Origin of the sequence: Sphingobacterium sp. UBA7855, assembly GCA_002500745.1 — a bacterium.
In the GTDB taxonomy this organism is placed as follows: Bacteria; Bacteroidota; Bacteroidia; order Sphingobacteriales; family Sphingobacteriaceae; genus Sphingobacterium.
The window spans coordinates 181,395-194,526 of record DLST01000012.1; the positions used below are offsets into that span (position 1 = coordinate 181,395).

The 13,132-nt window shown below is 39.4% G+C and carries 12 protein-coding genes; 6 read left to right on the top strand and 6 right to left on the bottom strand.

The window, feature by feature from the left end:
* Positions 1-379: 379 nt before the first annotated feature.
* The 4 genes from B2107_RS11105 to B2107_RS11120 form a co-directional block, all read right to left on the bottom strand.
* Positions 380-3,562, bottom strand: coding sequence for a glycoside hydrolase family 2 TIM barrel-domain containing protein (locus tag B2107_RS11105; RefSeq protein WP_293955702.1), 3,183 nt, complete (start codon positions 3,560-3,562; stop codon positions 380-382).
* Between the two features lie 85 nt (positions 3,563-3,647).
* The gene (locus B2107_RS11110; protein WP_293955703.1) at positions 3,648-5,402 is read right to left on the bottom strand and encodes a family 43 glycosylhydrolase; all 1,755 of its coding nucleotides are present in this window, start codon (positions 5,400-5,402) and stop codon (positions 3,648-3,650) included.
* Between the two features lie 172 nt (positions 5,403-5,574).
* A complete protein-coding gene (locus tag B2107_RS11115; protein WP_293955704.1) occupies positions 5,575-6,786 on the bottom strand; it encodes an outer membrane beta-barrel protein in 1,212 nt (403 codons plus the stop codon).
* Positions 6,786-7,364 carry an RNA polymerase sigma factor gene (locus B2107_RS11120; RefSeq protein ID WP_293955705.1) on the bottom strand — a complete coding sequence of 193 codons (579 nt, stop codon included), beginning with the start codon at positions 7,362-7,364 and terminating at the stop codon, positions 6,786-6,788. The genes B2107_RS11115 and B2107_RS11120 overlap by 1 nt, the downstream gene beginning before the upstream one ends.
* Before the next feature lie 163 nt (positions 7,365-7,527).
* Between B2107_RS11120 and B2107_RS11125 the strand changes: the two genes are divergently transcribed.
* Genes B2107_RS11125 through B2107_RS11140 form a run of 4 tightly spaced genes read left to right on the top strand, consistent with a single transcriptional unit; the run spans position 7,528 to position 10,324 of the window.
* The gene (locus tag B2107_RS11125; protein ID WP_293955706.1) at positions 7,528-8,382 is read left to right on the top strand and encodes a hypothetical protein; all 855 of its coding nucleotides are present in this window, start codon (positions 7,528-7,530) and stop codon (positions 8,380-8,382) included.
* A gap of 23 nt (positions 8,383-8,405) precedes the next feature.
* Positions 8,406-8,813 (top strand): c-type cytochrome, encoded by a 408-nt coding sequence (locus B2107_RS11130; protein ID WP_293955707.1) that lies wholly within the window; start codon positions 8,406-8,408, stop codon positions 8,811-8,813.
* A gap of 10 nt (positions 8,814-8,823) precedes the next feature.
* The gene (locus tag B2107_RS11135) at positions 8,824-9,375 is read left to right on the top strand and encodes a YceI family protein (RefSeq protein ID WP_293955708.1); all 552 of its coding nucleotides are present in this window, start codon (positions 8,824-8,826) and stop codon (positions 9,373-9,375) included.
* 19 nt (positions 9,376-9,394) lie between these two features.
* A complete protein-coding gene (locus B2107_RS11140) occupies positions 9,395-10,324 on the top strand; it encodes a DUF5777 family beta-barrel protein (RefSeq protein ID WP_293955709.1) in 930 nt (309 codons plus the stop codon).
* Between the two features lie 172 nt (positions 10,325-10,496).
* Here B2107_RS11140 and B2107_RS11145 read toward each other — a convergent pair whose 3' ends face one another.
* On the bottom strand, positions 10,497-10,682 hold the full coding sequence (locus tag B2107_RS11145) for a CsbD family protein (RefSeq protein ID WP_209576504.1): 186 nt from the start codon (positions 10,680-10,682) through the stop codon (positions 10,497-10,499).
* Between the two features lie 107 nt (positions 10,683-10,789).
* Positions 10,790-11,185, bottom strand: coding sequence for a hypothetical protein (locus tag B2107_RS11150; RefSeq protein ID WP_293955710.1), 396 nt, complete (start codon positions 11,183-11,185; stop codon positions 10,790-10,792).
* A gap of 325 nt (positions 11,186-11,510) precedes the next feature.
* On the opposite strand from B2107_RS11150, the gene B2107_RS11155 reads away from it, so the two are divergent.
* Together B2107_RS11155 and B2107_RS11160 are read left to right on the top strand one after the other, a co-directional pair.
* Positions 11,511-12,041, top strand: coding sequence for a sigma-70 family RNA polymerase sigma factor (locus tag B2107_RS11155; RefSeq protein ID WP_293955711.1), 531 nt, complete (start codon positions 11,511-11,513; stop codon positions 12,039-12,041).
* A gap of 42 nt (positions 12,042-12,083) precedes the next feature.
* The gene (locus B2107_RS11160; RefSeq protein WP_293955712.1) at positions 12,084-13,109 is read left to right on the top strand and encodes a FecR family protein; all 1,026 of its coding nucleotides are present in this window, start codon (positions 12,084-12,086) and stop codon (positions 13,107-13,109) included.
* The last annotated feature ends 23 nt before the right edge of the window (positions 13,110-13,132 follow it).

A 13,132-nucleotide genomic window follows, 5' to 3' on the forward strand; every position in this document is an offset into this window, starting at 1 on the left:
GTTAGCTTATTTACTGCCGTTTGCTTGCTGTTTCTCTGCTTATTCTTTGCTTATTCTTTGCTGTTTCTCTGCTTATTCTTTGCTGTTTCATTGGTATTTCTTTGCTATTTCTTTGCTATTTCATGGGTAGAAAAGCAAAGAAACAGCAAGAGAACATCCACGAACAAGTTAACATTGTACCTACCAAAAGCGAGTATAAGCTCCAAACTTAGCAATACAAATTAGCATACACACCTATTACCCTCCCGAAACATAGAAAGCAATTCATAAGCTCAACGGCAAAAACCAACTGTTCACAATAAAAAAGTCACATCCGAAGATGTGACTCAGTAACTAGAAAGTTAATTAAACTAATCTTTTGCAATACAAGACTTTACAATTATTCTACTGGTTTTACAACAAAGGAGAAGGAATAATCTTTGTAAGGTAACGTATATTCCTCAAGCGGCCATGCTCCCCAGCTATTCACTCCGCCCACCCCCATCTGTTTAAGGTCAATATTAAGCTGTGTTTGCTTTCTCTTGACCAAGTCGGCAGCATGTCGCTGTTGACGCTTGAGACCATCATCCAAGTCCTTGTCAAAATAATGCAAAGCACTCATGCTAAACGTGGAATCTCCCGTAAACAACAATCCGCGACCACTTTTATTTTTTATTTCCATCCATCGAACATCCGTCTTATTGCCTGTCTCCTGTGGCATTACATAAGGAAAATACTGCTGATCCACCGTCTGTTTATATAGTCCCACAGGTGATGAAAAATTACGGTCAATGTAGTTTTCCTGCGGTCCCCTTCCATAGTAATTGATCGTTTCAAAGCCTGAGGGCAAGATCCATTGCATACCGAAACGTGGAAGAACAGCTACCTTTTTTGTGGTATCAGCAACGAATGACTGAGAAATACGCATTTCACCCAATTGATTAATGCAATATTTCATTTCCAGCTGTCCATATACTTGCGGCATTTTATAGGTTGCATTCACGTACGCTAGATTATTGACAACTGTTGATTTAATTTCAATCAATTCAATAGAGTCTGAAACCTGCTTCCAAGGCTTCAATTTTTCCGGTGTATTTGCACCAAAGTCATTATCATTCGGTGCACGCCAGAAATTACTCTTAAATGCGGTGTGTTCATCAACAAAAGACTGCCCTTTAAAATGATATCTCGTTAGCCATCCTGATTTAAGATCAAACTCGATCAGCAAATCCTTGGCCGACACGATGAGATTTCCTTCTTTTCGCTCCGTATTGATTTTTCCCTGTGCTAAAACGGCGGTATTAGGCCGAAAAACACCGCCCAAAAATAACTGTTCAGTTGCAATAATATGCCCAGTTGGAAGTAAAGCCTCGGCTTTTTTCAGTCGATAGGTCAGATTCAGAAACTTTTCGCCAGATACTACGCTTTGATAAGGTATAGATAGCACCACAGATTGTTGCGGCGATACATTCAAATTCTTGATTAGTCCAGATTCCGTTTTTTCTCCATCAACTATAATTTCCCATTGAAGTTCAACATTTTCAAGCCCGCTAAAAAAGCGCTCGTTGTAAATTGCTATCTTTTTTTCGCCCAATAAACTAGTATGAATATCCTGATATACTTTTTTCATTTCCCATGCATGGGGATAGGGAGTTCTGTTCGCGTAAAAAATTCCTTTGGAGGCATAATTCCAGTCCGTAATAGCTTCTTTTGGTTCGTAATCTCCGCCATAAGTATATACCGTATCTCCTTTAGCATTGACTTTAATAAAACATTGATCCACAAAATCCCAGATATATCCACCTTGAAATATCCCTTTGTTTGCCCGAATGATATCCCAATAATCCTTAAAATTGCCCAACGAATTTCCCATGGCATGTGCATATTCACATTGAATAAAAGGCCTTTCAGGCTTAGGGTTACGGGCTGCATAATTTTTCATCGCAGATGGACTGGCATACATAGGCACCACTAAATCTGTATTCCAGTCAAATCTTAATTCGCCATAATTATTCACGGCCCTCTCGTATTGTACAGGACGGCTGCTATCGAGCTCTTTCATTCGGAGGTAGGCCCGATAGAAGTTATACCCATTTCCGGCTTCATTGCCCATACTCCAAATAATGACACTTGGATGATTCCGATCTCGCTGAATAAGACGTTCAACACGTGCTACATGCGCTTTCTCCCAATTCGGCCTATTCGCCATGGTGTAGGACAGATCATAGCCCATGCCATGTGATTCGATATTGGCTTCGTCGATCACATACAGACCGTATTGATCACAGAGCTGCAACCAATATTCGGCATTGGGATAGTGGCTGGTACGAACGGCATTGATATTGAATTTCTTCATAAGTTGTATATCCCGCAGCATATTTTCTTTTGAGATCACATGCCCTGAGACGGGATCTGTCTCATGTCTATTTATTCCTTTAATAAGAATAGGTTGTCCATTAACCAGCAACTGTCCACTCTTAATCTCAATCGTACGAAAACCGACTCGCAATGGAATGACCTCTACTGTTTTGTCCATATGGTCTATGAGCTTGACAACTACCTGATATAAATTCGGCACCTCAGCAGACCATAGTGCAGGACTATCTACTGTCTGCTCAACATTTATTTCCTGTCCAGAAACCTTCACAGCTTTACTTGATATCACCCGGCCATCCTGCTGCAGTGTGATCTCTGCCTTGAAATTTTCCTGATTAATCCGGTTAAAAATGAGTTTGGTTTTTAAGACTCCTTTATCAAAAGAAGCGTTGAGTGTTGGTGATAGTTGAATATCACGCACATGCAGCGGTTGTCGCATCAGCAAATAACAGTCACGCGTGATTCCGCTTAAACGCCACATATCCTGATCCTCCAAATAATTCGCTACTCCCCATCGCATAACGCGCATGGTAATCAGATTTTTTCCTTTTGTTAAATACTTTGTTATGTCAAACTCGGATGGTAATTTGCTATCCTCGCCATATCCGACATATTCGCCGTTTACCCAAACAGATAAATTAGATTTAGCAGCCCCAATGTGTAGAATAACAGGCTTCCCCTGCCAATCCGCAGGAATAACTACCTCGCGGCGATACACCGCGGTAGGATTGAAATCCATCGGTACAATGGGGGGATTTGGCTTGCCGATCAGATAGGTAAACTCAAAACCTGAAGTGGTATACATTGGAAAACCGTATCCATTAAGCTCCCAATTAGCGGGCACCTGAAAATTGTCCCAATGACGATCGTCATAGGTTAGTGATTCAAATTGAGCTGGCAACTGAGACGGGCTATTAACCCATTTGAATTTCCAAGAGCCATTCAAACTTAAATAAGAGGAGGATTGACGCCAATCGTAATTGACAATTTGATCTGTATTCGGAAAGGTTACAAAATCGGTATGCATGGGCAGTCGATTTTCTTCAGTTATCGTTTCATCCAACCAAGGGATCCCTTTTCGGATAACCGTATCTTGCTGTTCTTTGTTGTTTTGCTCATGCGTCAAAGTCACACTGGACTGTGCATGGCCCAACATGGTGACAATACTAGACAGAAAAATAAGCGTGAATTTAGTCACTATATGCATTTCTTTTATTTTTAGGGATAACAAATTAATTCGAAACGGTAGATTAGTCTGGCCTAATCGAACTTGAATAGATTGATGCGTCAAACTAATGAAATACATTTAAATCCCACTGGTCTCTCCAATTTATCTGTACTTCTTCATTCCCAAGATCAATAGGTAGCCAGATATACCTGCTATCCATCAGCTCTTTGGAATTCCATCGGTCGGCCATAAAAATAAAGGAATTCTCTTTTCCCGCTACGGGAAGTACAAATGTCGACTGACCGTCAAAAGTCAAGGCTGAATTTGGCCCCCGCATCGGATCACCGAGTGATTTCCAAGGACCAAAAAGATTTGTGGCGACATGGAGCTCGGCACGATTCGGTGCCCAGCCCGTGCATCCGCTGGTGATCAGGTAATACCGATCATTGTATTTGAATAATGCTGGAGCCTCCCTATGATTCCGAAATAGTAAAGAATCCTTCGCTGTTACATGGAGGTAATCATCCGTTAACTGTACCATGCGTAAAGCATAATTTTCGTCGGATGAATACACTTGGTACGCCTTCCCATCGGTATCCACAAATAAACTCATATCGCGTGACATATTGTTATTTGGCCTGAAACTATGGACAAACTGAAACGGCCCGCGAGGAGAATCACTTACTGCAACAGCCGCCCTGGCCGCAGCATAGCCCTGACCTTTCAATTCGAGATGGAACCACATGACATATTTTTTCAGTTGCTCCTGATAGATAACTTTTGGTCTTTCCATAATACAGCCCCAAGCAATATCACTTGTAGAATCTGCGCTCGGTGCTAGCGCCAATCCTTCAAACTTCCAGTGGTGCAAGTCATTGGACGAATACACATTGACTCCCTGAGATGCCGTGCCACCACGTTTCTCTCCATACCAATAGTATGTTCCATTCTGATGAAGTACGCCCCCGCCATGTGCATTGATCACATCACCGCTGTCGTCTGTCCATCTTTCACCTGGCTTGAAACTACTCACCTGAGCCGGTTTCACTTTTTGATAGACCCGTACATAATCAATTTCATATTTTGCGGGAAGTAATTTATGATCTATCGCGCCACCATTTGTACCGCCAAGTGCCAAATTTAACAGTAAGTAATGCGGTTGGGTAAATGGATTGAAGCCTGTACCATCCCGATTAACCAATTGGTCCATCGCAACGCGAAGCATCTCAATATCGTCCACATACAGGGCAATAGCATCTTCATCCCAAATCATTCGCCAAATATGAAACTGATCAGCCCAAGCTTTTCCACCAAGATCTTTAACTGCCCTGGTATGACCGAACCAATGGGCTTTCCAGCGTTGCTCAGTACCCGTTGCGATATTGGCCAATATATTGCCGCGGTAATATTCCATGATGTCGATTTCTCCATTCGATGGCCATTCTTTGGTCGTCCCTAAAGTCCAGAAAGCAGGCCAAAGACCGTCCCCAACAGGTATACGTGCCCGGATTTCAAAGATTCCGTATTTCCAGCTTTGCTTTCCTAACGTATTTATTGAAGCCGAAGTATACCTTATCTGCTTTCTGCTGTTAATCCAATCTTTACTGCCTTGAATAAAACCCAGATGCTCGCGATGTTCTTTTTTTGCTTCAATAATCAATAGGCCATTACGACAGAAAGCATTTTCCTTTTGATACCATTGTTCTTCGCGGTTACGTTTGAAACCTTCTTCGTAGCTCCACTTGGTTGTATCTAGCGTGCCTTGATAATCGAACTCATCCGACCAGACTAAGTTATACTCCTTTGGGATGGGTTTTTGGCTATATGCGGCAAAACAGCTTAAAAGCAGAATAAGACAGACAGATATAGGTGTTTTCATGATTTATTTTAAGTCTCTTTGAGCGAATAGTTATTGATTATTCGCAAACAAAAATATCCCCCTTTTTCTATCTAGACAAGGGGGATATTGAGTCAAAAAGAGGGATATATTCGTATTTATGTAATAATACGATGACACAAACACGATTTAGCTTTTCGAATTCCCAATTAGATTACAAACTCATTCCTAGAGTAAATGCTACCCCTTTAGATTCTAGATCCACATTTCCATACCCAATTCCCGTCAAAGGCATTTTAACAAATGGTTTCACGCCGATATTAATTTTATCGTTGATTTTCTTCTCAATAGAAACCGAAAAATCCGCGACACCAAAGATATGCTGGTTCTCGCCATTCACTTCATAGACGGCACTGTTTTGAGATCCGCTATAGCTCCCTCCGCCTTCATAATCGAAAGTGTACTTTTCCTTCAGCATAAAATAACTTGAAAGCCCTGCGCTCACATTAAATTTGACGTTTTTACTTTTAAGTACGGTGTAACTTGCTGTCAAGGGAACATCAAGAACATCACAAACGGCACTTACATTGCTGGGCAACTGAGCCATCTCCGGTGGATTTGATGGTGTATAAAACTTATATGCTGATTTATAATTCTTCTTAGCATAAGTCGCTCCCACAGAAACATGAAATCCTTTTGCGAGCGGATAGGAATAAGCCAAGCCGACATTTTCACTAAGGGAAGATTTCCCTGCTCCACGTACGCTTGTAAGATCTGGCCCAACGAGGAAACTAACAACCGACCGCTCCTCTTCCTTCCTCATGGCACCTATGGTTTCTTTAGGTTGATAAATAGCTGCCAAGCGCTCCCCTATCCCTTCAATCGGTTCTTCTTTTAAGTTGAAACTAGGTAATCTACGATGACTATATTCTATAGGAGGAATAGTAAATGTTGTTTCCTGTTTTCCATCCTGTATCCTTGTCAAATTTATATCGGCGACCTGCATCAAAAGAATATCCTGCAGTATTCTATTTTCACTTGGTACCGCTAAACCACTATTCATACCTGTATGCGGCTGAAATGCAACCCCACCTAAATCTTGTTCAGGTTCATGTCGCAAATTTCCCTGACGATGAATAGTTCCATTTTCCAGCCCTTCTTTTTCAGACAAAATATTGGCTTCATTGATTTCATTCAGCACTTCGTTAGACTTAAGTAATTGGTCATTCCAGATAAAAAAAGCTATTAAAACTGCTGCAACTGTGGTCGCTAATGTTATTAAAAGTACAATCTTTCTTTTCTTTAAACGATTTGACTGATTCAACCGTGATTCTATATTTTGCCAATGTGATTCATCAAACTCAAAATGAACATCATTTAGGCCGTCTTTGAAAATTTCATCAATCTTATTTTTATCCTTTTCCATCATGCTTTCTTTTGAGTTTTACCAAATTTTACCCCTTGAACTTCCATTATTTGTACAAGTCGCCCGCGTGCTTTATGTAAATTAGATTTTGATGTTCCAATAGCAATACCCAGCATGCCACTAATTTCCTCATGTCCATAACCATCTATTGCGTAGAGGTTGAACACCGTTCTGTACGCCGGTGGAAGCTGCTGTACCATCGCCAATAGGTCTTCATAGTTTAACTTTTGAGTAATGCTATCATCTTCCACAATAGCGTGCTCATACAAGGATACATCAAGTAGGAAGCCCTGTTTAATCTTTGCGCGGTAAAAATCAATTGCAGTATTCGTCATGATTTTTTTGATCCATATGGAAAAAGGCTTCTGAAAATCATATTTACCAATATTTTTAAAAACCTTAAAAAAACCTTCATTTAAAATACTTAGTGCATCTTCTCTGTTATTAGCGTAGCGCAGACATATACCTAAAGACATCGCATAGTAAATGGTATAAAGATCTTTCTGAGCTCTCCGGTCCTCATCAATACATCCTTTAATAATATGGATAGATTTTTCGTCAACTTCTGTTATCGCCACTCGATATTGCTTCTTTCTTTTGATAAATATAGTATTAAGTCTAATACGAACGGATTATAAGAAAGGTTGCCTGCAAAAAATATTTTTTTTGAATCAATTTCAAAGCAACCTTTCTTTTGAAATGATCGTAATATCAACAGATTATTTAAAAAAAGGCACTCATATGAAAGTAACAAAAAAACACGTAAAGCTAGTCTTTCTCGGTCTATTGACCTTAACAATGTTTTCTGCATGTTCAAAAAACGATGCAGCTCCTGACAATGTAGAAAATAAAAATAGGGGTATACAAATATCTGCCAATACCCAGTTTGGTAATATCCTGACCGATGCAAACAGTAGAACACTGTACTTTTTCTCCAATGATACAAAAGGAATCTCTACCTGTAATGGCAATTGTTTGGCAACTTGGCCAGTTTACCACAGTAACGAAACAAGTACGGATGTAAAAATTGATAAAAGCCTGATGGGTGAAATCACACGCGAAGATGGTTCCAAGCAAAGTACATTTAAAGGCTGGCCGCTTTATTACTATGCAGGCGATGGTCAATCTGGTCAGGTGAAAGGGGATGCTATAAATAAAATATGGTATGTAGCCAAACCCGACTATTTACTTATGGTTGCCAATGCCCAACTCATCGGACACGACGGTAAAAACTATTTAGGTGATTATACCGAAGGAATAGCAAAAACAATGTATCTAACAGATGATACAGGTAGAACACTGTATGCCTTTAAGCCTGATAAATTTAATAAAAACAATTATACTGCCGCAGATTTCAGCAATGATCCGATCTGGCCAATTTTTCAAAAAGAAACAGGAGCCCTTCCTTCGCTTATTCGTACAACTGATATCGCCGTAATTAGCGTCTATGGAAAGAAACAGTTGACTTTCAAAGGATGGCCCTTATATTACTTCGGTCAGGATATACAACATGGAGACAATAAAGGAATAAGTTTCCCACGTGTTGGTGTTTGGCCGATCGTAAATGACGATACAACCGTTGCTCCTGCAAACTAAATCTATACTAACGATTCAAACATATGGCAAAAACACACAAAACAGCAATTCCTTGCCTCATAGCATATCATCACTTCGTCATTTCGCTCTTAACCATATCGGCTCTCACTTTCTCCGCCTGTACGAAAAAGCAGGCGCAGGAACTTACGACCAATCCAGATAACGGTACTGAAACGGTGACAGCCGAGAATGTATCGTATACGAATTTTTCTAAAGCTCTTTTCGAAAGCAAATGTAGTTCATGCCACGGAACAGGACGTTCGGCTAGCGGACGATGGACATTTAATGGCTATACTTCCGTAAAAGACAACATCGCAAGAATTAACAACGCTGTACTGGTCACCAAATCCATGCCGATAGGCGGGGCGCTAACTGCAAAAGAAATAGAACTGCTTGATGCATGGATAAAGAGAAATTCACCTGAAAATTAATGATATCAATATGAAAAAAATTAACATTTACATGGTGCTCTTCATGATGCTTATCAGCGTGGGGACATTTGCTCAACAAAAGACCTACCTTGTTTCAAAAGAAAACAGCATTACCTTTTTTAGTAGCGCCCCTTTAGAGAACATTGAAGCTAAAAGTACATTAGGCGCTTCGGCTATAAACCTTCAAACCGGAGACATCATTTTTAGAGTAAAAAATACATCTTTTCAATTTGACAAAAAGCTGATGCAGGAGCATTTCAATGAAAACTACATGGAAAGTGACAAATATCCCCTATCAGAATTTAAAGGCAAAGTCGAAAATGCGGACAAATTAACAAAAGACGGTAATTATACGCTTAACGTAACAGGAACACTTCAGGTTCATGGAGTTACCAAATCCTACAGCACAAAGGTCGAGTGTACCGTAAAAAATGGAACGATAAGGGCTATTTCAAATTTTCAAGTAAGACTTGCAGATCACAAAATAACAATTCCATCGATCGTTGGAAAAAAGATTGCTGAAGTCGTCAAAATAACCATTGATGCGACCTACAAACCCTAAAAATTCGATTGCATTTCAAATGAAAAAAACGCTACTTATACTCTTGTGCTTAACTTCTGCAACATCATATGCCCAGGAAGACCTTGAGAAATTGATTCATATCGATACACCGAAAAATGAAAAGGTCACAGCAACCTTTAAATCCGGCAACCTGATCAATCTTAAAACTACAGAGACTATTCATCGAAATGAGATGGACTTTCGAGTAGATCACCGTTTTGGTGATATCGCGGGCAGTGCAGGCGGTGGGAAAAATTTCTTTGGTCTGGATAATTCTACAGACATCCGTATAGGATTTGATTATGGCCTCTTAGATAATCTAAATATCGGAATTGCCCGCGCGAAGGGTGCGACCGACGTTAGACAACTCTTTGAGGGCAATCTGAAATACCGATTTATCGACCAAACAGTAGATAATAGTGTCCCTATTTCCGTAGCTCTTTTTGCAAGCACTACCCTATCTGCAATGGAGGCAAGTACTGATAAAGCTTCGGCTGCAAGCTTTGATACCTTCAGTGACCGATTAAGTTATGTAACGCAAGTCATTATTGCTCGAAAATTCAGTTCAAATCTATCGCTCGTTTTGGTACCGTCCTATCTTCACCGCAACTATACCGCACATAATGATCAAAATGATTTGTTTGCACTTGGAATTGGTGGACGGGCGAAAGTCAGCAATCGGGTCGCATTAGTGGCGGACTATACATTACCTTTCCGAAAATCATCAAATAAAAAATACCGTGAAGATTTAAGTGGGCAGCGTTACTATAATGCCTTAGGGATAGGTATTGAAATGGATACTGGTGGACATATATTCCATCTAAATTTCACAAATGCGACGGCAATTCAAGAATCTCAGTTTATTAGCAAAACAAATAGCTCTTGGGCTAAGGGACAATTCCGCTGGGGATTCAGCATCGCTAGACGTTTCAACTTCAATAAAAAATGACAGTTAAAAACCTGAATTAAAAACCATTAAAAACAATAATACGCTTGGTAAATTAAAAATTAAAAAGCTAAAAAACAGATAAGCATCTACCTTTTCTAATGAGCACGTTGAAAAAAAATTCCCCAACAGATTCTACACCTGTGGGGAATTTTACTATTACACAATATTAACCCTATAAGTCATTTAACCAAGTATTTACCTCGTCTTGTGTTTTTCCCGTCTTCTTCTGAAGTTTACCTACTAATTCGTCTTCCTTGCCTTCTGCATACATCAGATCATCATCTGTAAGGTCTGCATATTGTTGTTTTACCTTGCCTTTGATCTCATTCCAACGGCCTTTCCATGTTAAATCACTCATAATTATTCTCCTTTCATTAGTTATTAATAGAACAGTTTTAATCAAATAATCGTTTTGATTTTTTTTAATCTTAATCGTTATACCAGCACTTCTTTGTCCTGCTATTATTATTTTCGGTTACAATTAGCGGTCCAAGCTTTTCCGTCTTTTGTGTAGCCAATTGTTAATTTTCCAGCATCAATACGAATAACTCCCGTACCAGCCGAACCAATATTGATTAAGACATTATTCTTTTTCTCAAAATCTACCCCATTAAGATTAGGAATACCATTTCCGAAAGCAAAATTATAGGTATCGCCGGCTTTTGTTACCGTAACTGTCCCTTCTGCCGCTGCAACATCATTATCATTGTTGTTTAAATCATCAAAAGAGATTGTACCTTCGTATTTCCCAATAAAAAGATCATTGTCTGCCGGATCATCATCTTTGCTACATGCCGTAAAACCCACTAATACAGTTAAAATAAGCATACCTAGTCCCAATGTTTGAATTAATTTTTTCATACGTCAAATGTGTTATTGTAAATATTCTATTTTATTATAACAGGGTAAAATTCAAACTTTATGCCATCCCACTTTCGCATCATCAACATCCGTATCAAATTCCTAATAAGAGGTATAAATACCGTATTAGAGTATTTATATCATTTTTAAGACAAGTTTAGCTGGCATAACATCTTACTCATAGATGCAATGACGCAAGATTTTGTAAACTTTAGGTTATCAGTAGTTTTCAGTTTTAAAAGGTAAGATCGCCGGCAAAATATTTCTGAAAAAACTTGGATCGAAAGCCCATTATCGCTAACTTCATTTATCCCAAGCCTACACTATGGAAATCAATCATGCGCTTAATGTCCGAAGATTTGAAGATTACTTTGACTTATGGAGTTCCAAAGTATACCAATATGCCGTCCATAAAACCAAATCTTCTTATCTAGCGGAAGAAACTGTACAACGTGTATTTATCAAGCTCTGGAAAAATATGCGAGATAAAACGATCGATGCCACCATAGAATCCCAGATTTTCTGTATCACCCGAACGGTGGTGATCGATCTGGTCAAGGCAGAGTATAACCGAAAGAAACTTCTGGATCACGATCAGACTTTAGTGTTGCGCCATAGCCCTCAGGATGATTTTTATGCCAAACAGCTTACATCCACACTTCATGAAATTGTTGATAAACTACCGGAGAAACGCAAGGAGATTTTTATGTTAAGCCGGTTTTCTAATCTTTCGCATAAGGAAATTGCGAACAAGCTGACCATATCGACGAAAACTGTGGAGAACCAACTGACACTAGCACTAAAAACCATTCGAAAGGCTTTACTGTTCAGTATGCTGGTGCAAATTATTTTTTAATTTCTTTGGGGGCTAGCTCATTTTCGATCGTAATCTTTATACATGAAGATTACAAAAACACTCATCGACAAATACCTAAGCGGTAAAGCCAGTGCGGAAGAAATTGCCGCAGTAGAAAATGCGCTGGCCAATAACGAGTTTTATTGGGAGGATTTTATGCCGGAAACGGAATGGCAAGGATATGAGATGGATTCGGATTTTAAAAACCAAAAGGAAATAAAAGCGCATATTTTCCAACAAATAGGGCAAAAAAATAAGAATCGTTTGGGCTGGTTAAAATATGCGGCTATTATCTTCTTCATCGGAATCGGAGCTTGGCTGGGATTAATCCAAATCGACTCTACTAAACATACCACCACATACCGTAGCGCAAAGAAAGTCCAGCCCACATCACAGGAGCAACCAAGTAATTTATATTATATCAATTCAGGTAATACCATTCAACAAGTTTCCGTTCCAGACGGTTCTACGATCGATCTATACCCCAATTCCGAAGTAAAATTCAGTTCAGATTTCACATCCATTAGCGCACGTAACATCCAATTAAAGGGTAAAGCCAAATTTACGGTAGCAAAGGATAAGACAAAGCCTTTTCACGTTCATACGGCAGATTTGATAACAACCGCACTTGGCACTGTTTTCAGTGTGGAAGAAGGAGGTAGCGCAGTTACAAAAATAAAACTCTATGAAGGCCGTATTGAAGTCAAAAGCAATCAGCATGCTGAAAACAAACAGGCCCTACATCTACAATTTCAACCCAACGAAGAAATCAGCATTGATCGTAAGCTACAACAGATCATTGCCGAAACCCGAGTCAATACTTCTCCATCCAGCAAAAGGGGGGCATTCTTAAAAACTAGCGGACAACTGATCTTTAAAAACCTCCCATTGCAAGATGTACTTCACATCATCAGTCATAATTATGGCCTTAAACTAAGCGTTGAACCGAAAGATATACGAGATAAATACTATAGTGGATCGTATAAAAATACAGCATCTGCATACGTCAACATGCTAGCTGATATCCAAGCACTGCATAAAATAACCATTCATGTACAAACCGAATAACATTCACTCACATAACCCACAAA

Bases quoted from the DNA above. Each gene is read 5' to 3' on its own strand.
- B2107_RS11105 (WP_293955702.1), bottom strand. From the start codon at position 3,562: ATGCATATAGTGACTAAATTCACGCTTATTTTTCTGTCTAGTATTGTC.
- B2107_RS11110 (WP_293955703.1), bottom strand. From the start codon at position 5,402: ATGAAAACACCTATATCTGTCTGTCTTATTCTGCTTTTAAGCTGTTTT.
- B2107_RS11115 (WP_293955704.1), bottom strand. From the start codon at position 6,786: ATGGAAAAGGATAAAAATAAGATTGATGAAATTTTCAAAGACGGCCTA.
- B2107_RS11125 (WP_293955706.1), top strand. From the start codon at position 7,528: ATGAAAGTAACAAAAAAACACGTAAAGCTAGTCTTTCTCGGTCTATTG.
- B2107_RS11130 (WP_293955707.1), top strand. From the start codon at position 8,406: ATGGCAAAAACACACAAAACAGCAATTCCTTGCCTCATAGCATATCAT.
- B2107_RS11135 (WP_293955708.1), top strand. From the start codon at position 8,824: ATGAAAAAAATTAACATTTACATGGTGCTCTTCATGATGCTTATCAGC.
- B2107_RS11140 (WP_293955709.1), top strand. From the start codon at position 9,395: ATGAAAAAAACGCTACTTATACTCTTGTGCTTAACTTCTGCAACATCA.
- B2107_RS11145 (WP_209576504.1), bottom strand. From the start codon at position 10,682: ATGAGTGATTTAACATGGAAAGGCCGTTGGAATGAGATCAAAGGCAAG.
- B2107_RS11150 (WP_293955710.1), bottom strand. From the start codon at position 11,185: ATGAAAAAATTAATTCAAACATTGGGACTAGGTATGCTTATTTTAACT.
- B2107_RS11155 (WP_293955711.1), top strand. From the start codon at position 11,511: ATGGAAATCAATCATGCGCTTAATGTCCGAAGATTTGAAGATTACTTT.
- B2107_RS11160 (WP_293955712.1), top strand. From the start codon at position 12,084: ATGAAGATTACAAAAACACTCATCGACAAATACCTAAGCGGTAAAGCC.